The organism is Lysobacter sp. Root76 (assembly GCF_001428685.1).
Taxonomy (GTDB): domain Bacteria; phylum Pseudomonadota; class Gammaproteobacteria; order Xanthomonadales; family Xanthomonadaceae; genus Lysobacter.
The window spans coordinates 36133-56491 of record NZ_LMIK01000011.1 but is presented as its reverse complement, the minus strand read 5'-3'; the positions used below and the strand labels follow the sequence as shown (position 1 = coordinate 56491).

At 69.7% G+C, this 20359-nt stretch carries 17 protein-coding genes; 13 read left to right on the top strand and 4 right to left on the bottom strand.

Annotation, left to right across the window (positions count from 1 at the left end; genetic code table 11):
* The first annotated feature begins 286 nt into the window (after positions 1-286).
* The 9 genes from serA (at position 287) to ASE10_RS19225 (ending at position 12068) form a co-directional block, all read left to right on the top strand.
* The gene (gene serA, locus ASE10_RS19265; RefSeq protein WP_056305810.1) at positions 287-1852 is read left to right on the top strand and encodes a phosphoglycerate dehydrogenase; all 1566 of its coding nucleotides are present in this window, start codon (positions 287-289) and stop codon (positions 1850-1852) included.
* A gap of 1 nt (position 1853) precedes the next feature.
* Positions 1854-2498, top strand: coding sequence for a histidine phosphatase family protein (locus ASE10_RS19260; protein ID WP_055901491.1), 645 nt, complete (start codon positions 1854-1856; stop codon positions 2496-2498).
* A gap of 123 nt (positions 2499-2621) precedes the next feature.
* Positions 2622-3917, top strand: coding sequence for a bifunctional tetrahydrofolate synthase/dihydrofolate synthase (gene folC, locus ASE10_RS19255; RefSeq protein WP_055901488.1), 1296 nt, complete (start codon positions 2622-2624; stop codon positions 3915-3917).
* 222 nt (positions 3918-4139) lie between these two features.
* The gene (locus ASE10_RS19250; RefSeq protein ID WP_235565790.1) at positions 4140-5003 is read left to right on the top strand and encodes a DUF2167 domain-containing protein; all 864 of its coding nucleotides are present in this window, start codon (positions 4140-4142) and stop codon (positions 5001-5003) included.
* Between the two features lie 329 nt (positions 5004-5332).
* Positions 5333-6406: an SPOR domain-containing protein gene (locus tag ASE10_RS19245; protein WP_055901481.1), complete on the top strand. Its 1074-nt coding sequence runs from the start codon at positions 5333-5335 to the stop codon at positions 6404-6406.
* A 10-nt stretch (positions 6407-6416) separates the two neighbouring features.
* A complete protein-coding gene (locus ASE10_RS19240; RefSeq protein WP_055901479.1) occupies positions 6417-7205 on the top strand; it encodes a CvpA family protein in 789 nt (262 codons plus the stop codon).
* A gap of 32 nt (positions 7206-7237) precedes the next feature.
* Positions 7238-8707 (top strand): amidophosphoribosyltransferase, encoded by a 1470-nt coding sequence (gene purF, locus ASE10_RS19235; protein WP_055901476.1) that lies wholly within the window; start codon positions 7238-7240, stop codon positions 8705-8707.
* 71 nt (positions 8708-8778) lie between these two features.
* Positions 8779-9585 (top strand): ferritin-like domain-containing protein, encoded by an 807-nt coding sequence (locus ASE10_RS19230; protein WP_055901473.1) that lies wholly within the window; start codon positions 8779-8781, stop codon positions 9583-9585.
* Positions 9586-9818: 233 nt separating this feature from the next.
* Complete coding sequence (locus tag ASE10_RS19225) at positions 9819-12068, top strand: TonB-dependent receptor (RefSeq protein ID WP_055901470.1); 2250 nt, start codon at positions 9819-9821, stop codon at positions 12066-12068.
* An 82-nt stretch (positions 12069-12150) separates the two neighbouring features.
* Here ASE10_RS19225 and lpxH read toward each other — a convergent pair whose 3' ends face one another.
* Positions 12151-12885: a UDP-2,3-diacylglucosamine diphosphatase gene (gene lpxH / locus ASE10_RS19220; protein ID WP_055901467.1), complete on the bottom strand. Its 735-nt coding sequence runs from the start codon at positions 12883-12885 to the stop codon at positions 12151-12153.
* Between the two features lie 196 nt (positions 12886-13081).
* Between lpxH and gltX the strand changes: the two genes are divergently transcribed.
* Together gltX and ASE10_RS19210 are read left to right on the top strand one after the other, a co-directional pair.
* The gene (gltX, locus tag ASE10_RS19215) at positions 13082-14482 is read left to right on the top strand and encodes a glutamate--tRNA ligase (RefSeq protein ID WP_055901464.1); all 1401 of its coding nucleotides are present in this window, start codon (positions 13082-13084) and stop codon (positions 14480-14482) included.
* 25 nt (positions 14483-14507) lie between these two features.
* Positions 14508-15002 carry a transcriptional repressor gene (locus ASE10_RS19210; RefSeq protein WP_055901461.1) on the top strand — a complete coding sequence of 165 codons (495 nt, stop codon included), beginning with the start codon at positions 14508-14510 and terminating at the stop codon, positions 15000-15002.
* Positions 15003-15361: 359 nt separating this feature from the next.
* Here the strand turns inward: ASE10_RS19210 and ASE10_RS19205 are convergent, their stop codons facing one another.
* From ASE10_RS19205 to ASE10_RS19195, 3 genes are all read right to left on the bottom strand, one after another.
* Complete coding sequence (locus ASE10_RS19205; protein ID WP_055901458.1) at positions 15362-16624, bottom strand: MFS transporter; 1263 nt, start codon at positions 16622-16624, stop codon at positions 15362-15364.
* Complete coding sequence (locus tag ASE10_RS19200; RefSeq protein ID WP_055901455.1) at positions 16621-17079, bottom strand: MarR family winged helix-turn-helix transcriptional regulator; 459 nt, start codon at positions 17077-17079, stop codon at positions 16621-16623. Before ASE10_RS19200 ends, ASE10_RS19205 begins: the two co-directional genes overlap by 4 nt.
* An 83-nt stretch (positions 17080-17162) precedes the next feature.
* Positions 17163-19193 carry a TonB-dependent receptor gene (locus tag ASE10_RS19195; protein WP_055901450.1) on the bottom strand — a complete coding sequence of 677 codons (2031 nt, stop codon included), beginning with the start codon at positions 19191-19193 and terminating at the stop codon, positions 17163-17165.
* 99 nt (positions 19194-19292) lie between these two features.
* Between ASE10_RS19195 and ASE10_RS19190 the strand changes: the two genes are divergently transcribed.
* Positions 19293-19703, top strand: a complete 411-nt coding sequence (locus ASE10_RS19190) for a MerC domain-containing protein (protein ID WP_055901572.1) — start codon at positions 19293-19295, stop codon at positions 19701-19703.
* 138 nt (positions 19704-19841) lie between these two features.
* Complete coding sequence (locus tag ASE10_RS19185; protein ID WP_055901445.1) at positions 19842-20033, top strand: 30S ribosomal protein THX; 192 nt, start codon at positions 19842-19844, stop codon at positions 20031-20033.
* Positions 20034-20359 lie beyond the last annotated feature (326 nt).

Genomic DNA, 20359 nt, shown 5'->3' with positions numbered 1-20359 from the left:
TGTGACCGCGTTCCGTACCGGCGTCGCGAATTGATTAGGCCGGCACATCGGCGCAGTGACGGCGGTGCGGTGCTTGCAACCGCGCCCGGCTTTGCTAATCTGCGCCCTCAGTCGCGGATTCCCATGCCAGCCGGCCCCGTCTCCCGACCCGTGTCAGATGCCGCCTTACCGCGGCCGTGCTACCCCAGGTCCGTCCCTCAACCGGCGGCCCGGAAGTAGCCGAACCTGTTCCCGCAGTGCCGGCTCATAGGCTTTCCGCGCTCCCATCCCACGAATGGAGCTTGCGATGAAAGTACTGGCCTGCGATGGCATCCACGAAGACGGTCTGACCCTGTTCCGCGATGCGGGCTGGGACGTAGTCGTCGCCCCCGCCCCGATCAAAGATCCCGACGCGCTCGCCCTGGCGCTGGCCGATGTCGACGCCGTGCTGGTGCGTTCGGCCACCGCCGTGCCGGCCGAAGCGCTGCGCGAGGCCAGACAACTGCGCGTGATCGGCCGCGCCGGCGCCGGCGTCGACACCATCGACGTCGAAGCCGCCACCGCACGCGGCATCGCGGTGATGAATGCGCCCGACGGCAACACCCTGGCCGCGGCCGAGCACGCGATCTCGCTGCTGTTCGCGCTGGCCCGCCACATCCCGCGCGCCGACGCCGGCATGAAGGCCGGCGAGTGGCCCAAGGCCGGCCTGACCGGCTTCGAGCTGGAAGGCAAGAAGCTGGGCGTGATCGGCCTGGGCCGGATCGGCGGCACCGTCGCGCGCAAGGCCCAGGGAATCGGCATGGAGGTCGCAGCCTACGATCCCTTCCTGCCCGCGTCCGCGGCCGGCAAGGGCAGCGTGCCGCTGAAGACCCTGGACGAACTACTGGCCTGGGCCGACGTGGTCACCCTGCACATCCCGCGCACCAAGGAAACCACCAATCTGCTGTCGGAAGCGCGGATGCGCGCGATGAAGAAGGGCGCCTACATCGTCAACGCCGCACGCGGCGGCCTGGTCGACGAGACCGCGCTGCTGACCCTGCTCGACGAAGGCCACATCGCCGGCGCCGCCCTCGACACCTTCGCCACCGAGCCGCTGCAGGCCGACTCGCCGCTGCGCGCGAACGCCAAGCTGATCCTGACCCCGCACCTGGGCGCGTCCACCAGCGAAGCCCAGCAGGCCGTCAGCACCATCCTGGCGCGCCAGATCATCGATTTCGTCGCCACCGGCGCGGTCGCCGGCTGCGTCAACCTGCCGCCGCTGACCGCCGAAGCCGCGCGCGAAGTCGGCCCGTGGATGCCGCTGATGTCCTCGCTGGGCCGCCTCGCCGCGCGCCTGGTGCCGGCGCCGACGCGCCTGGAAATCACCTACGCCGGCCGCACCGAGGCGCTCGACACGCGGCCGCTGTCGCGTTTGCTGGTCGCCGCCCTGCTCGGCACCGCCTCCGGCCGCGTGACCCCGGTCAACGCCCTGCAGGAAGCCGCCGCGCGCGGCCTTGCGGTATCGGAAACCCTCGGCGGCGACGGCGACGGCTTCGACCGCCTGCTCAAGCTGCGCGTGGTCGGCGAACACCGCACCCGCGAGATCGAAGCGACCCTGCACCGCGGCCCGCGCGTGGTCCGCCTGGACGGCGTCGAGATCGAATTCGATCCGCAGGCGCACGTGCTGCTGCTGCGCAACGAGGACCGTCCCGGCATGATCGGCCTGGTCGGCAGCCAGCTCGGCGCGGCCGGCGTCAATATCGTGAACTTCGCCCTGGGCGCGGCCGGCGACGGCCAGGCGCGCGCGGCGATCACGGTCGACAAGCCGGTGACCGACGAGCAACTCGCCGCGTTGCGCGCGACCCCCGGCATCCTTTCGCTGGCGCAGGTCTGACATGCGCATCCTGCTCGCACGTCACGGAGAAACGCCCTGGAACGCCGAAGGCCGTTACCAGGGCCAGGAAGACATCCCGCTGTCGCCGATCGGCGAAGCCCAGGCGATCGCCTTGGGCGAACGCCTGCGCGAAGTCGCGATCACGCGCGCGGTGGCCTCGCCGCTGGTGCGCGCGCGCCGTACCGCCGAGCTCGCGCTCGGTCCGGCGCGCGCGGCCACGCTGCAACTGGACCCGGGCCTGATGGAAATCGCCCACGGCACCTGGGAGGGCCTGCTCGCCAGCGAGATCCGCGAGCGCGACGGCGAACGCCTGCAGGCCTGGCGCGACACCCCGGATGCGGTGCTGATGCCGGGCGGCGAATCCATCCAGCATGTGCTCGACCGCGCCTGGCCGGCGTTCGCGCGCGCGGCCGAAGGCCTGGGCGAACACGACACCCTGCTGGTCGTGGCCCACGATGCGGTCAACCGCGTGCTGCTGTGCAAGGTGCTCGGCATCCCGCTGGCCAGGCTGTGGACCTTCCGCCAGGCGCCGACCACGCTCAACCTGCTCGAAGGCAGCGACGTCGATCACCTGGACGTGGTCCGGCTCAACGACTGCAGCCATCACACGCTGCTGTTCGGCGAAGCGGTGCATCGGGCGCTGTAGGCCCGGGCCGGCTGCCGCGCCTCATCGGGCGCGGCAGCTCCGGCGACAGGCGCGACCTTTGGCTTGGCCGTTCGGAGCCGCCCCAGCCTGTCTGCGGCAGATCGGATCGGCGACAATGGCGCCATGCAACGCACGCTCGCCGACTGGCTGTCCCACATCGAACGCATCCACCCCAAGTCCATCGACATGGGCCTGGAGCGCATCCGCGCGGTCTCCCAGCGCCTGGGGCTGAAACGCCCGGCCAGGAAGGTGATCACCGTCGGCGGCACCAACGGCAAGGGTTCGACGGTGGCGTTCATCGAGGCGATCGCGCGCGCGGCCGGCAAGCGCGTCGGCGCCTACACCTCGCCGCACCTGCTGGCCTACAACGAGCGCGTGCGCATCGACGGCCGCGACGCCGACGACGCGGCGCTGATCGCGGCCTTCGAGGCCATCGAAGCCGCGCGCCTGGGCGAGGGCGAGGGCGAGATCGCGCTGACCTATTTCGAATACGGCACCCTGGCCGCGCTGTGGCTGTTCGAGCGCGCCAGGCTCGACCTGGCGATCCTGGAGGTCGGCCTGGGCGGGCGTCTGGATGCGACCAACATCGTCGACCCCGACGTGGCGGTGATCACCACGGTCGATATCGATCACCAGGACTACCTCGGCGACGACCGCGAAGCGATCGGTTACGAGAAGGCCGGCATCGCGCGCGGCTGGAAGCCGCTGGTGCTGGGCGACGACGATCCGCCGTCGAGCGTGCTGCGCCACGCCTATGCGATCGGCGCTTCGGCCGTGCGCGCGAACTGCGACTTCTTCTTCGAAGCGTTGCCGGCGGTCATCGACGCGCCGCCGCAATGGCGCTGGCGCGAGGTCGGCTACCGCGCGCAGCTGCCGATGCCGCAATTGGCCGCCCCCGCGCAGCTGCGCAACGCCGCGGTCGCCATCGCCGCGCTGCGCGCCCTGGGCGGCGCGCCGAACAAGGCCCAGATCGCCGAGGGCGTGGCGCGCGCGCATGTGCCTGGGCGCCTGCAGCGTTTCGAACGCGCCGGCGTCGAGGTGCTCGTCGATGTCGGGCATAACCCGCAGGCCGCGCGCGAACTCGCAGCCTGGTTGGCCGCGGCGCCGGCCAGCGGACGGGTGCGCGCCGTGTTCGCCGCGCTCGCCGACAAGGACGTTGCCGGCGTGGTCGCAGCGCTGGCCGGACGCATCGACGAATGGCATCTGGCCGGCCTGACCGACAGCGGGCCGCGCGGCGTCGACGTGGACGCGTTCGCCCAGCGCCTGCGAGGCAGCGCGGCGGGCGAGGGCGAGCGTCACGCCGATGTCGCCGCGGCGCTGGACGCGGCGATCGCGCGCGCCGAAGCCGGCGACCGCATTCTGGTGTTCGGCTCCTTCCACACCGCTGCGGCGGCGATGGACTATCTGGCCACGCGCTAGCCCCGAGTCTTCAGTCACCGCCGTATTGCGGCGCGTCGCGCAGCGCCGTGGCGCGTCGGCCATGCGCCGAACCGGTGCGCGCGAGCTTGCCCGTGCCTGAGCGTACCGGCGACACTAGCGTCCAGGGCGTGGGGACGCCCGTTTACGCTCAGGGGACATCGAATGTTGAAGTGGATGCTGTTCGGCCTGTTGGCCGTATCGGCGGGCGCGCACGCCCAGGAAATGACGGAAGCCGAGCAGAAGCAAGCCGAACAGCGCGCTCAGCAGTTGGTTCAGTCGCTGCAGTACAGCGAGGGCAAGGTCGCGGTCGCCCAGGCCAAAGCCCATCTGAATCTGGGCAAAGAGTTCCGCTACCTGGGCGCGGCCGACGCGCGCAAGGTGCTGGAGCAGCTGTGGGGCAACCCGCCCGATGCCGACGTGCTGGGCATGGTGGTGCCGCGCGGCGGCGACCTGCTCGACGACAAGGGCTGGGCGGTCGTGGTGACCTATGCCGACGAAGGCTACGTGTCCGACGAGGACGCGGCCAAGATCGACTACAGCGAAATGCTGCAGGAGATGAAGGACGGCACCAAGGAGAGCAACGCCGAGCGCCGCGAAGCCGGTTACGGCGGCATCGACCTGATCGGCTGGGCGGAACCGCCGCGCTACGACGCCGCGGCCAAGAAGCTGTACTGGGCCAAGGAGCTCGCGTTCGAAGGCAGCGAGAACCACACCCTCAACTACGACATCCGCGTGCTCGGCCGGCGTGGCTACCTCAGCCTCAACGCGGTGGCCGGCATGGGCGAGATCGGCCAGGTCCGCGCCGGCATGCAGCAACTGCTGCCCGCGGTCGAGTTCGACCAGGGCGCGCGTTACGCCGACTACGATTCCAGCTCCGACAAGACCGCGGCCTACGGCCTGGCGGCGCTGGTCGGCGGCGGCATCGCGGCCAAGGCCGGTCTGTTCGGCAAGATCGGCGTGCTGCTGCTGGGCCTGAAGAAGCTGCTGATCCCGCTGGTGCTGGTGATCGGCGCGTTCTTCGGCAAGGTCCTGAACTTCTTCCGCCGCGGCAAGAAGGACGGCGAGGGCGGCGGCACGGTCAGCTGAGGCATGCTCGGCTCGGCGGTAGCGCGCTCGGTTCGGCGCACGCCCCTGTGCAGTGGCCGCTGTCGCCGCGGCTGGCGCGAATCCCCCGGAAATGGGGGGTTCTTTCGTTTGCATGGGATCGTTTCGCCCAGGACGGGCGGCACTGTGCCGGCACACGCTGCGAGCGCGTCGCTGCGGGCTCGCAGCGGCATGCGCGGCGCGATTCGGGGCGCCGCGAGCGCGCTCGGTCACCGCTTCCTGAATGTATCCAGCGCCGTGGACGCCGGTGCTCGCGCCAAGCGGCGCTATAATTCGCGCCGGCACCCGGCCCTGCGAGCGATCGAGTAGCGATGGAACCTGCCCTGAAACAGCGACTGATCGGCGCGGCGGTACTGGTCGCGCTGGCGGTGATCTTCCTGCCCATGCTGATCAAGGGGCCGGCGCCGGAAAGCAGCGCCTCCGACGTCCCGCTCAATCTTCCCGAACAACCCGACGGCCAGTTCGAGACCCGCGAACTGCCCCTGGTGACCCCCGGCGACGCCCCCAGCGGCGGTGTGGTCGGCATGTCCCCGGGCGCCGCCGCGGCGCAGGGCGAGACCCTGCCGACCGTGGACACCGCCGCCGAAGCGGCCAAGACCGCCGCCACCGGCGCGATGCCCGCGACCGCCGCCGGCGGCGATTTCGCGGTGAGCTTCGGCAGCTACGCCGGCAGCGGCGACGCCGACCGGGTGGTCGCGGCGCTGCGCGGCGCGCAGCTGCCGGGCTACCAGGAAGCCGTGCCGGGCAACGGCCGCACTCTTTACCGTGTCCGCATCGGGCCCTACGGCTCGCGCGCGGACGCCGAAACCGCACGCCTGGCCTCGGCCAAGGTGCGCAACGACATCAGCGCCAAAGTGGTGACCCTGGACGCCGACGCGGCGCCGCCGGCCGCCAGCGCCCCGGCCTCACAGCCGGTCGCCGCCGCGACGCCGCCGGTATCGGCCGCGGTACCGCTGGCCGACAGCCGCCCGGCGACCAAGCCGGCCGCACTGCCGCCGGAACCGGCCAAGCCCGCGCCCAAGCCTGCTGCCGCGACGCCCAAACCCGCCGCCGCGCCGGCCAAGCCGCCGGTCGCTGCCGCGCCCAAGCCGGTCGAACCGGCCAAGCCCGCGGCCGCAGCGCCGGCGCCGACCAAGCCGGCCGCCAGCGACACCGGTTTCGCGGTGCAGCTGGGCGCGTTCGGCAGCGCCGAGGAGGCCAACAAGCTGCGCGACCGCGCCCGCGCCGCCGGCTTCAGCGCGTTCGTCGAACAGGTCCGTACCGACAAGGGCACGCTCAGCCGCGTCCGCCTCGGTCCGGTCGCCAACCGTGCCGATGCCGACAAGCTCAAAAGTCAGGCGGCGGCCAAGATCGGCGTAGACGGCTTCGTCCGTCCGCATCCCTGAGCCGACCGCAATGGGCGCCGCCGACTTGATTCTGCTGGCGGTGGTCGCGATATCGGCGTTGCTCGGGCTGATGCGCGGCTTCGTCGGCGTGGTCGCCTCCCTGGCCGCCTGGATCCTGGCCGGCTGGGCCGCATTCGGTTTCGGCGGCACCACCGCGCTGATGCTGGCCGGCCGCGGTTCGCCCGGCCTGGGCGAAATGTTCGGCGGTTACGCGCTGTGCTTCCTGGGCGTGCTGATCACGGTCTGGATCGTCGGTTACGTGGTCAAGCGCATGATCCACGAGGCCGGCCTGTCCGGCGTCGACCGTTCGCTGGGGCTGGTGGTCGGTGTCGCCCGCGGCGCGCTGATCGCGAGCATGCTGGTGTTGCTGGTCGGTTTCACCCCGCTCGCGCATCGGCCGGAATGGCGCTCGGCGCAGCTGGTGCCGTTGTTCGTGCCCGGCGCGCGCATGGTGCGCAGCTGGATGCCCGACTGGGCCGGCCGGGCGATGGATTTCGGCAGCGGCGTGCCGGCCTGGATGCCGTCGCTGCCCAAGTTGGACTTGAACATGCAGGGCCTGCCGGGCCTGGGCGGTAGCGGCAACGGCAACGGTCAGGCTTTCGGCCAGGACGTCCTGCCGATCCTCAACGAAGGCGTGCTGCCCATCCTCAAGGGCGCGGGTTTCAAGGGCGCGCCGGTGGATGGCATGCCTTCCCAGATCGGTTCGCCGCAGGGCGATCCGCTGCAAGTGTCGCCTCGCACGAAGCGCGACGAAGCCCTGCCGATGCCGGTCGAGCAGGACGAAGCGTTCGTGATGTAACCCCACGCAACAGACAGCAGGACTCGAAACTCATGTGCGGCATACTCGGCATCGTCGGCCATAACGACGTCGCGGCCCAGCTTTACGACGGCCTTACCGTGCTCCAGCATCGCGGCCAGGACGCAGCGGGCATCGCCACCGCCGACGGCTCCAAGCTGCGCGTGCATAAGGGCAACGGCCTGGTCAGCGACGTCTTCGACGAGAGCGCGATGCGTTTGCTCGACGGCCGCGTCGGTATCGGCCATTGCCGCTACCCGACCGCCGGCAGCGAGGGCTCCGACGAGGCCCAGCCGTTCTACGTCAACTCGCCCTTCGGCATCGCCCTGGCCCACAACGGCAACCTGATCAACACCGACGCGCTGCGCCGCGAGGTGTTCGAGCAGGACCGCCGCAACGTCAACACCGAATCCGATTCCGAAGTCCTGCTCAACGTGTTCGCGCACGAGCTGGACATGCAGCGCGCGCTGACCCCGGAGGCCGCGTTCAAGGCCATCGAAGGCGTGCACCGGCGCTGCGTCGGCGGCTACGCCGTGGTCGCCACCGTGCTCGGCCTGGGCCTGGTCGCGTTCCGCGACCCCAACGGCATCCGTCCGCTGGTGCTGGGCAAGCGCCACAGCGGCGGCCAGGACGAATACGCGATCGCGTCCGAATCCGTGGCCCTGGACCTGCTCGGTTTCGAGCGTGTGCGCGACGTGCGCCCGGGCGAGGGCATCGTGGTGACCCCGCGCGGCGAGCTGCACACCCAGATGTGCGCCGAACCGCGCCAGCACGCGCCGTGCATCTTCGAATTCGTCTACTTCGCCCGTCCCGATTCGATGATGGACGACGTTTCGGTGCACAAGGCGCGCATGCGCATGGGCCAGACCCTGGCCGAGAAGATCCTGCGCCTGCGTCCGGACCACGACATCGACGTGGTGATCCCGATTCCCGACACCTCGCGCGACGCCGCCTTGGAAATCTCCAACGCGCTGGGCGTGAAGTACCGCGAAGGCTTCATCAAGAACCGCTACGTCGGCCGCACCTTCATCATGCCGGGGCAGGGCGAACGGGCGAAGTCGGTGCGCCGCAAGCTCAATCCGATCCCGCTGGAGTTCCGCAACCGCGTGGTCCTGCTGGTCGACGATTCGATCGTGCGCGGCACCACCTCCAAGCAGATCGTGCAGATGGCGCGCGACGCCGGCGCGCGCAAGGTCTACCTGGCCTCGGCCGCGCCCGCGGTGCGCTATCCGAACATCTACGGCATCGACATGCCCTCGGCCGAGGAATTGGTCGCGCACGGCCGCAGCGACGACGAAGTGCAGACCCTGCTCGGCTGCGACTGGCTGATCTATCAGGACCTGGACGCGCTGGAGACGGCGGTGTCGGGCCCGAAGCACCGCATCGATCATTTCGATTCGTCCTGCTTCAACGGCGAGTACGTGACCGGAATCGAGCCGGGCTATTTCGAGCGCCTGCAGCAGCTGCGTTCGGACGACGCCAAGAAGACCCGCCGGGTGTCGTGAGCCCGCAGCGCTCCGCCTCCGCCTTTCCCCCTGCGCAAAATGGGGGCAGGGCGGATTCGGCGCCCAGCCCCATGCCCAGCCTGTTCGACGCCGCGCGTGCCTGCCTGGACGCCGCCGCTCCCGAGGACAAGGTCGCCGCGACGTTCGCCGCCGCGAGCGCCTACGCGCGCGGCGAATTGGCGACGCCGGACGACGCGCCGGCGCCGCAGCCGATCCGCATGCCCGGCCGTCCCGAGCGTCCGCTGCTGGTGCATCCACGCGACCTGCCCAAGCGCGGTTTCGGCACCGAAGAGGGTCGCGCCGCATTCGTGCACGCCATCGCCCACATCGAGTTCAACGCCATCGACCTGGCCTGGGATGCGGTGTACCGCTTCCGCGGTCTGCCGGCGCAGTTCTATGCCGACTGGGTGAGCGTGGCTGCCGACGAGGCGCGCCACTTCGACCTGCTGCGCGCCCGGCTGCACGAACTGGGCTACGACTACGGCGATTTCGACGCCCACAACGGTTTGTGGGAAATGGCCGAGAAGACCGCTCACGACGGTCTGGCGCGGATGGCCCTGGTGCCGCGCGTGCTCGAAGCGCGCGGCCTGGACGTGACCCCGGGCATGATCGTCAAGCTGCGCTCGCTCGGCGACAGCGCCACGGTCGCGATCCTGGAAACCATCCTGCGCGAGGAGGTCGCGCACGTCGCCGCCGGCTCGCACTGGTACCGCTGGTACTGCGAGCGCGCCGGCATCGATCCCGGCCCGCGCTTCCGCGAACTGCTGGCGCAATACGCGCGCGCCGTGCTCTACGGCCCCTTCAACTTCGAAGCGCGCAGCGCGGCCGGCTTCGACGACGAAGAGCTGCGCATGCTGGAAACCTTCGTCGAACGCTGAGCGCGGCGCCCGTTAGGCCACCCGCACCAGCGCCCAGCGCTGCGCGTAGCCGCTGTCATTCGGCCGGGTCGAGCCGCGAAGCGTGCGCGGCGCAGCGTTCTCGGACGAACTGCCTTCTGACTGCAATCTCGCGTACACACGATATCGACAGACTTCCGCGGCTTCGCTCTGCATGCCGCCCGGAGTGATACGCGCCAACGCGCGGCGGCACTCTCTCTCACTGGAAGTCCCTCATGACGACGAAGACGACGATCCTCGCCGCCTCGATCCTGCTGTGTCTGTACGCCGCCACCGCACATGCCGAAGCCGATGCCTCCCAACCCGCCGCCGTCGCCGCGTCCGCCGCGGCCATGGACGACGCCACCACGCTCGATGCGGTTTCGGTGGTCGGCACCGGCCAGACCCGCCAGGTGCAGGCACTGGGCAAGGCCGATCTGCAGCGCGAAGCCGCCGGCACCAGCCCGCTCAAGGTCATGGCCAAGCTGCCGGGCGTGCATTTCCAGAGCTCCGATCCCTGGGGCAACTACGAATGGTCGAGCAAGCTGAGCATCCGCGGCTTCTCGCAGCAGCAGCTGGGCTTCACCCTCGACGGCGTGCCGCTGGGCGACATGAGCTACGGCAATCACAACGGCCTGCACATCAGCCGCGCGATCATCAGCGAGAACCTGTCCGGCGCCGAGTTGTCGCAGGGCAGCGGCGCGATCGACACAGCCTCCAGCGGCAACCTCGGCGGTACCCTGCGCTTCTTCAGCAGCGACCCCTCGGCCGACTACGGCGTGCGCCTGGCCCAGACCTTCGGCAGCGACGCCACCCGCCGCAGCTACGCGCGCGTCGACACCGGCGACCACAACGGCTTCAGCGCCTACCTCAGCGGCGCCTTCCACACCACCGACAAGTGGAAGGGCGAGGGCCCGCAGCGCAACGCCCAGTTCAACGCCAAGCTGGTCTACGCCACCGAAGACCTCAAGCTGACCGGTTACGCCGCGACCTCGCGCCGGCGCGAGACCGACTACGCCGACCTGTCGCTGGATTCGGCGCGTCGCCTGGGCATGGATTGGGACAACTACGCCGGCGACTGGCAGCGCGCGATCGACGCCGCCGGCGGCGTGTTCCGCGGTGGCGTCAACAGCCTCGACGACGCGTATTACATCGCCCGCGGCCTGCGCGACGACGACCTGCTGTACGTCTCCGCCGACTGGTCGGCGACGCCGGACCTGAGCTTCGCCGCCACCGTCTACTACCACCGCAACGAAGGCCAGGGCCATTGGGCGACGCCGTACGCGTCCTCGCCGGACGTGCCGATCGCGATGCGCACCACCGAGTACGACATCGAGCGCACCGGCATCACTCCCAGCCTGACCTGGCAGATCGGCAACCACCGCCTGCAGGCCGGCCTGTGGCTGGAGCAGAACGCCCATGGCGTGCAGCGCAACTTCTACAACCTGCGCCGCGACACGCCGCCGAACGGCATCTACTTCCTGCGCGACCCCGACGCGCGCGTGTTCCGCCAGCGTTTCGACACCGACACCCGCCAGTACTACATCACCGACCACATGGAGTTCGCCGACGGTCGGGTCGCGGTCGATGCCGGCTTCAAGGGCACGCGCGTGGAAACCGACGGCAAACGCCTGATCGGCAGCCGCGCCGGCGGCAAGCTGGAAGCGGAAGACAATTTCCTGCCGCAGGTCGGCGCGCGCTGGCAGTTCAGCGAGCACGAGGAAATCTTCGGCTCCTACAGCGAGAACATGGCCGCGTTCCGCACCGGCGTGAACGGTCCGCATTCGACCTCGCAGTTGGCGTTCGATGCCGCGGTGGCGACCTTGGAGCCGGAAACCTCGCGCACCATCGAAGCCGGTCTGCGCACCAGCCGCGACGGCCTGGAGGCCTCGCTGGCGCTGTACCGCGTCGATTTCGAAAACCGCCTGCTGGCGATCGCGCGTTGCGCCGGCATCGTCGGTTGCGCGTCCAGCTTCGCCAACGTCGGCGACGTCGAGACCCGCGGTGCCGAACTGACGGTGCTGTGGACGCCGATCGAAGGTTTGAGCTGGTACAACTCGCTGGCCTGGAACAAGTCCGAGTACGCTTCGGATTACCTTGACGGCACCACCCTGATCCCGGCCAAGGGCAAGGACGTGGTCGACGCGCCCAAGCGCCTGTACGCGACCGAGCTGCGCTGGAGCCGCGACGGCTTCTCGGCCCAGATCGGCGCCAAGTACACCGACAAGCGCTATCTGACCTATCTCAACGATTCCAAGGTCGGATCGTTCTGGGTCGCCGACGCCGCCGTGTCCTACGAATGGACCGAACTGAGCTGGGCGGACGCGTTCAAGCTGCAGTTCAACGTCACCAATCTGTTCGACGAAGACTACTTCGGCAGCATCGGCACCAACGGCTTCGTGACCTCGGACCCGAACGGTCTGAACTACACCCTGCAGTCGGGCGCGCCGCGGCAGATGTTCCTGACCGCGGAAGTGAAGTTCTAAGTCTGGAAGGGCGGGCGCCGGCCTTGCCGGCGTCCGCGCTCAGACCCGCCGTGCGCGCGGCGGGTTCGAGCGAAAACGAAGATCAGCTCAAGGCCTGCAGCTGCAGGCCGTCGCGGTTCACCCGCAGCACCGAGCCTTGGTCGTACCAGTCGCCCAGCACCACGCGCTGACGCGCGATGCCGGCGACTTCGAGTTCGTGCACCGCCGGGCGGTGGGTGTGGCCGTGGATCATGCGGTCCAGGCCGTAGCGTGCGTACACGCTGTCGACGGCGGCCGGCGACACGTCGGTGATGGTTTCCATGGTGCCGGCGTCGCGCAGGCCCGATTGATGGGCCTTGCTCGCCGCGCGCGCCTGCTGGGCGAAGGCCAGGCGCGCGGCCAGCGGCTGCGCCAGGAACTGTGCCTGCCAGGCCGGGTCGCGGGTCTGGGCGCGGAACTGCTGATAGGCGACGTCGTCGGTGCACAGCAGGTCGCCGTGCTGGATCAGGGTCGGCTGGCCGTACAGGATCACCACGGCGGGGTCGGGCAGGATGCGCATGCCGGCGCGGCGCGCGTAGTCGTCGCCGAGCAGGAAATCGCGGTTGCCGCGGATGAACGACACCGGCACGCCGCTGTCGGCCAGCGCGCGCAGTTCGGCGGCGACATAGGCGCCGGTCTCGGACGGGTCGTCGTCGCCGACCCAGGCTTCGAACAGGTCGCCGAGGATGTACAGCGCGTCGGCGCCGCGGGCCTCGGAGCGCAGGAACTGGCCGAACAGGGCGGTGGTCTGCGGGCGTTCGGCGTCCAGGTGCAGATCGGAAATGAAAAGGGTCGTCATCGGGGTAGTTTAGGGCACCGACACTGAGCGGCAGGCCGAATGCGGCGCGTGAAGGTCGGCAAGCGGCGGATTTGCGTTGGTCGGTGCGGTTCTGCGTCCGCGGCGATGCCATCGGACCGGCTGTTGCGGGCGTATCCGGCAGCGCCACGGCCACTCCGTTAAAATGCCTGATTCCCCGGTCCATCCCGAGTCCCGCATGACCTGCCGCACCCGCTTCGCTCCCAGTCCCACCGGCTACCTGCACATCGGCGGCGCACGCACCGCGCTGTACTGCTGGCTGGAAGCGCGCCGCGCGGGCGGTCAGTTCATCCTGCGCATCGAGGACACCGACCAGGAGCGCAGCACCCAGGCCGCGATCGACGCGATCCTGGAGGCGATGGACTGGCTGGGCCTGGGCTACGACGAAGGCCCGATCTACCAGACCCAGCGCCTGGCGCGTTACCGCGAGGTCGCCGAGCAGATGGTTGCCGCCGGCACCGCTTACTACGCCTACGAAACCAAGGAAGAGCTCGCCGCCGCGCGCGACGCGGCGATGGCGGCCAAGGAGAAGCCGCGTTACAACGGCGCCTACCGCGACCGCAACGAACCCTACCGCGACGATCCGAACCGGGTGATCCGCTTCAAGAATCCGCTCGAGGGCACGGTCGCGTTCGACGACAAGGTCAAGGGCACCATCGAGATCGCCAACAGCGAGCTCGACGATCTGGTGATCTTCCGCGCCGACGGCTACCCGACCTACAACTTCGCGGTCGTGGTCGACGACCTGGACATGGGCATCACCGACGTCGTGCGCGGCGACGACCACGTCAACAACACGCCGCGCCAGATCAACATCTACCGCGCGCTCGGCGCCCCCGTGCCGCATTTCTCGCACCTGCCGATGATCCTGGACGAGGACGGCAACAAGCTGTCCAAGCGCACCGGCGCGGCCGACGTGATGCAGTACCGCGACGACGGTTACCTGCCGCATGCGCTGCTGAACTATCTGGTGCGTCTGGGCTGGTCGCACGGCGATCAGGAAATCTTCTCGATCGAGGAGATGACGCGGCTGTTCAAGCTCGAGGACGTGAACTCCAAGGCTTCGCGCCTGGACGCGGCCAAGCTGGGCTGGCTCAACCAGCAGTACCTCAAGAGCGACGATCCGGTCGAAGTCGGCAAGCACCTGGAGTGGCACCTGCGCCAGCAGGGTTACGACCTCGCCGCCGGGCCGGCACCGGCCGACGTGGTGGTCGCCTTGCGCGACCGCGTGCAGACCCTGAAGGACATGGCCGAGCGCGCCGCGGTCTGGTACCGCCCGCTGCAGGAGTACGACGAGGCCGCGGTCGCCAAGCACCTGAACGCCGCAGCGCAAGCGCCGCTGGCCGAGGCACGCACGCGCCTGGCCGCGCTTGAGGCCTGGACCGCCGAGGCCGTCGCCGTGGCCCTGCACGCCAGCGCCGAGGCCCTGGGCATCGGCATGGGCAAGGTCGCCCAGCCGCTGCGCGTGGCCATCACCGGCACCCAGGTCAGCCCGGACATCTCGCATACGGTCTATCTGGCCGGCCAGGCCCAGGCCTTGCAGCGCATCGACGCTGCCCTCATTAAGATCCCTGCGTAGGACCCGTCCGCGCCTGGAGCCCGCCATGAGCAGCCACACCGCCGCCTGCACCGACCCCAAGCACCACGTCCACGACGGCGACGCCTTCGTGCACGAGGTCGAGCGGGCCTGCGAGCAGCGCGGCCTGCGCCTGACGCCGATCCGCGCCCACGCCCTGCGCCTGATCGCCGATGCCGGCCGGCCGATGAAGGCCTACGACCTGCTCGACCGGATGAAGGCGACCCACGACGCGGCGGCGCCGCCGACGATCTACCGCGCCCTGGATTTCCTGCTCGAACACGGCTTCATCCATAAGCTGGCGTCGATCAATGCCTACGTCGGCTGCCACCATCCGGGCGGCGCCCAGCACGCGGTGCCGTTCTTGATCTGCGACAGCTGCCAGTCGGCGACCGAACTGGAAGACGAGCGCATCGTCGATCTGCTCGAATCGCGCGCGCGCGCGCTGGGCTTCGCACCGCAGGCGCAGACCTTGGAAGTGCACGGCATGTGCGCGGACTGCGTGGCCAAGAACGCGGCCTGATCGCGGCGAGCCCGCCTTCTGTGGGAGCGGCGTACTGTGGGAGCGGCGTAAGCCGCGATCGCCTTACCCGTGCCGTGGCATCCATCGCGGCTTACGCCGCTCCCACAGCAAGCGCGCTTCCACTCGGAAGTATGTAGAGAAAGCGAAGGCTTACGCCGCCGCCAGCGCCGGCTGCACGCGCGCCTCGCGGATCGGCAGGCGCCGCCGCGGCCAGCAGCGCCAATACGATGTCGGCGTACCACATCTGCGCGGACCGCGTGGCCAAGAACACGGCCTGATCGCGGCTTACGCCGCTCCCACAGAAAGCGCGCTTCTACAGCAAACGCGCTTCTACGGAAGCATGTAGAGAAAGCGAAGGCTTACGCCGCCGCCAGCGCCCGCTGCACGCGCGTCTCGCGGATCGGCAGGTTCGCCGCCGCGGCCAGCAGCGCCAGCACGATGTCGGCGTACCACATCCAGGTGTAGTCGCCGAACTTCGCCATCGCCAGGCCGCCGAACCAGGCGCCGAAGAAACCGCCGATCTGGTGCGAGAGCAGGGTCAGGCCGAACAGCGTGCCCAGGTAGCGCGGGCCGAACAGCTTGCCGACTAGGCCCGCGGTCGGCGGCACCGTCGCCAGCCAGGTCAGGCCCAGGCCGGCGGCGAAGATGAAGAAGGTGGCCGGCGTCGGCGGCGACACCAGGTAGATCGCGACCATCGCCGCGCGGCTGGCATACATCGCCGCCAACAGGTACTTCATGCGATAGCGCTGCCCCAGCGCGCCCGCGGCCAGGCTGCCGGCGACGTTGAACAGGCCGATCACCGCCAGCGATATCGCCGACACGCTGTCGGGCAGGCCGCACAGCGCGATCTCGCCGGGCAGGTGGGTGACCAGGAAGGCGATGTGGAAGCCGCAGGTGAAGAAGCCGATATGCAGGCACCAATAGCTGCGATCGCGCAGGGCGATGCGCACTTGCTCGCGCAGACCGATGCCCGGCGCCGCCACGGTGCTGGCAGCGGTCGCGGCCGGCGCCTGACGCCGGCGCAGCGGCCAGGCCAGCGGCAGCGTCGCCAGCGCGGCGACCGCCAAGGCCCACATGCCCGCGGCCCAACCCGCAGCGCTGATCACCGCCTGTGCGAACGGCGCGAACAGGAACTGTCCGAACGAACCGCCGGCGTTGATCACGCCCGCGGCCATCGAACGGTTCTGCGCCGGCACCCGCGCCGCGGTCGCGCCGATCAGGATCGAGAAGCTGCCTGCACCGGCGCCGGCCGCGGCCAGCACGCCCAGGGTCAGCAGCAGGCCCCATTCGGAGGCGAACAGCGGCGTCATCGCCATGCCCGCGACCAGCAGCACGCTGCCGAACACCAGCACCCGGCCGGGCCCGCGTTGATCGGCGATCGCGCCGAATACCGGCTGCACCGCGCCCCAGACGAATTGGCCGATCGCCAGCGCGAAACTGATCTGGGCGATGCCCAGCCCGGTGCTGGCGCCGATCGGCTTCACGAACAGGCCTAGCGACTGGCGCACGCCCATCGTGATCATCAGCATCAACGTCGCTGCGATCACCAACGGCCAATAGCGCACGGCAGAGGCGGCGGGTGCGGCGAGGGAAGGGGTTACGGCGGTGGCGTCGGCGCTCATGCGGAGGGATTCCCTTGCAGTTGCCCGATCGCCAGATCGAGCTGTTCGTGCAGTGCGAGCAGGCCGGCCCGGCCCAGTCCGCGTTCGATGTCGTCCTGCGCCGCCTGCCACAGCGGCATCGCGCGCGCGACCGTGCGCCGGCCGACGGCGGTGACGCGGATTCGGCGCTGGCGCGCGTCGTCGCCGGGCGCGGTCTCGACCCAGCCGGCGGCGAGCAAAGGCTTGAGGTCGCGGGTGAGGGTGGTGCGGTCCATGCCGAGCTCGTGTGCGAGCTCGCCGATGCTGCGCGGCGTGCCGCCGGCGCGGCGCAGGATCGAATACTGGTTGAGATTGAGCCCGGCCGGCGCCAGCGCCTGGTCGTAGCGCTGGCTCATCAGCCGGGTCAGCTTGCGCACCCGGAAGCAGGTGCAGGCGCTGCGCGCCGGGGCGTCGGCAATAGGCTTGGCGGGGCTCATTAGGTGTATATGCACATATTCCGGCCGCAACCGCAAGCGCCGGCACGAAGGCCGGCGCTCGGGTCTGACGGGGAGAGGGGACGTCAGAAGAACATGCGCACGCCGAAGGCCACGCCGCGGCCCGGCAGCACCACCGTGTCCTTGAGGAAGGACGTGTGCACGTGCGCTTCCTGGTCGGTGAGGTTGGTGCCGTCCAGGAACAGCTCCCAACCCAGTTGATCGGTGTCCCAGTGGTAGGCGAGGTGGGCGTCGACCAGGGTGTAGCCGTCGGTCGGGGTTTCACCGACGGCGACGTCGTCCTGCTTCATGTAGCGGGTCGCGCCCAGCGAAGCGCGCCACGAGGATGCGTTCCAGCGCAGCTCGCCGCCGACGCGGCCCGGCGCGATTCGCGGCAGGTTGCCGCCCTGGTCGAGGGTGGCGCGGACGCGGTCGCCGAACACGCGCACGTCGAACTTGCCGGCGTCGCCGTCGAACACATGCGCGATGGCTTCGGCTTCGAAGCCGCGGAAGCGCGCGTCGGCCTGGCTCCACTGCCGCACCGGCAGGTCGTCCTCGATCAGGCCGGTGTCGGTGAGGTAGATGAAGCCGTCGAAGTTGGTCTGGTAGGCCGAGACTTTGGCCTCGAAGCGCGAGCCGTGGTAATGCAGGCCGAGCTCGGCCTGGTTCGCGCGCTCCTTGCCCAGGTTCATGTCGCCGATCTCGAACGAAGCCGTGGCCACGTGCGGGCCGTCGGCGAACAGTTCTTCCTCGGCCGGTGCGCGTTCGGCGCGGTCGAGGTTCAGGCTCAGACGCCAGGCCTCGTTGAACTTCCAGATCGCGCCGGCGGACAGGCTGACCGGGGTGAAGGAACGGTTGAAACCGGTGGCGGGATCGCTCTCGATGCGGTCGACGCGCGCGCCCAGTTCGACCTGCAGCGCATCCCACTGGTTCTGCTCGGTCAGGAACGCGCCGTAGGCCTTGGTGTGGGTGCGCGGCACGAAGGCTTCTTCGCCGATCGCTTCGAACTTGCGGTCGTAGCCCTGCAGGCCGAACGCGCCGATCCAGCCGCCGAAGGGCTTGTGGGTCAGTTCCAGGCGGCCTTCGGTGGCTTCGTTGATGAAGCGGGTGCCGACCTCCTCGCCTTCGAATTCGATGTGCTCGTAATCGGTGTGGGCGACGCTGGCGCGCAGGCTGCTGAAGATGCCGAAATCCTGGTTGATGCCGGCCTTGCTCTCCAGGCGGCTCTGCTTCATTTCCAGATGCACGCCCGCCTCGCCGGCGGCGATGTCGCCGGGCTCGCCCGGATTGCCGTAGCTGTCTTCGTAACGCGAAGCCGAGAAGCCGAGGAAGCCCAGATCGCCGACCAGCGAGGCGCCCAGGGCGCCGGTCTTGGTGTCCACGAAGCTGTTGCGCTGCCGGCCCAGCGGAGTCTGGTAGTCCTTGTTGTTGCGGTAGACGCCGTCGGCGTGCAGCACCACGGCGCCGTCGGCGCCCATGGCATCGACGCGGGCCATACCGGTGAAGCCGTCGTTGACCGTATCGTGGCGTACCTCGGCGCGGCCGGACACGGTTTCGTCCAGCGGCTTCTCGGCGATGCGGCCATCGACCACGTTGACCACGCCGCCGATCGCGCCGCTGCCGTAGAGCAGGGTGGCCGGGCCCTTCAGCACTTCGATCTGGTCGGCCAGGAACGGTTCGACGGAGACGTTGTGGTCCTGGCTGACCGTGGACACGTCCTGGGTCGCCATGCCGCCGCTCAGCACGCCCACGCGCGGGCCTTCGAGGCCGCGGATGATCGGCCTGCCGACGCCGGCGCCGAAGTTGGAGCTCTGCACGCCGGGCAGTTTGCCGATGGTCTCGCCCAGGGTCGCGCCGCGGGCTTCGTCGAGCTTCTCGCCGGACAGCACTTCGACCGGCTGGGCCAGGTCTTCGGCGCTGGCGCGCAGCGGCGAGGCGGTGACCACGACCGAATCCAGGTCGGTGGGCTGGTCGTGGCGCTTGTCGCTGGCGGTGTCGCTGCCGGCGGCGGAGTCGGGCGCTTGCTGGGCGAAGGCGGGGCCGGCCAGGGGCAGGGAGAGGGTCAGGGCGATCGCGAGCAGGCTGCGGCGCGGGCGACGGGCTAGCATGGAGGGCATGGAGTGGGGGCTGGTGACGGGAGGATGTGGAATGTTATATAGTAACGAAATGAGATTTGCACCCTCCCAGAAGTCATCCTTCCTTTGTCCGCATTGCTGATGCCTCCCCTACGCCCCCGCAGTTTTCTCGACCGCATCGGCGCCTTCGGCTCGCTGTTGTGCGCGATCCACTGCGCCCTGCTGCCGCTGCTGATCGCGCTGCTGCCCACCCTGGGCGTGGCCGGCTGGTTCGACGACAGCTTCGAGCTGGCCTTCGTCGTGTTCGCGACCCTGCTGGGCGTGTTCAGCGTGGTCTGGGGTTATCGCCGCCACCACGCCATCCGTGCCGTGTCGTTGCTGGCGCCGGGTCTGCTGGTGCTGTGGCTGGGCGTGCTGTACGCGCCGCTGCACCATTCGGTGGTGCCGCACGCGATCGTGATGACCCTGGGCGGCACCCTGGTCGGCCTGGCCCATCTGGCCAACCTGCGCCTCAACCACGGCCACATCCACGACGCCAGCTGCGCGCACTGAGCCCAGGTCAGGACCCCGAAAGCCGCTTGTGCTAGGCTTCGCAGCCTCGCGCGCGACGCGCGGGCCCGATCGTTCGTCGACCGCGCCCGTCCGGCGCGCGACCGCATACCGCACTAACGCTAATTCAGGAGCACGACCATGGGTAAAGGCGACCGCAAGACCGCCAAGGGCAAGCGCTACAACTCCAGCTACGGCAACGCCCGCAAGGCCGTGACCAAGGCCGCCGGCACCGCCGCCGCGCCGGCCGCGAAGAAGACCGCGAAGGCCCCGGCTGCGAAGGCGCCGGCGGCCAAGAAGGTCGTGGCCAAGAAGGCTGCTGCCAAGGAGTAAGCGTCGGTTCCGGCGCTGCGCAAAAACCCCGCTTCGGCGGGGTTTTTTGTTTTTGGGCCGACGGGTTGTTCCCGTTAGGGCCGCTCTCGTTCTTGGCTCCGCCTTGAGAATTGAGGCGCCGTTCTGACGAATCGCAGGTTCGTGTGTTGCTACCCTCGCGGCCGCGCCGGTTGCGCGCTCGCTTTGGGGTAGGAGCGGCGTAAGCCGCGACCGCGAACTTCGCCTGCCGACGGAGGTTTCGCTACGGCTCCGCTTTCCGCTTTCCGCCTTCTGCCTTCCGCCTTCTGCCTTCTGTGGGAGCGGCGTGAGCCGCGATCGCGAACTGC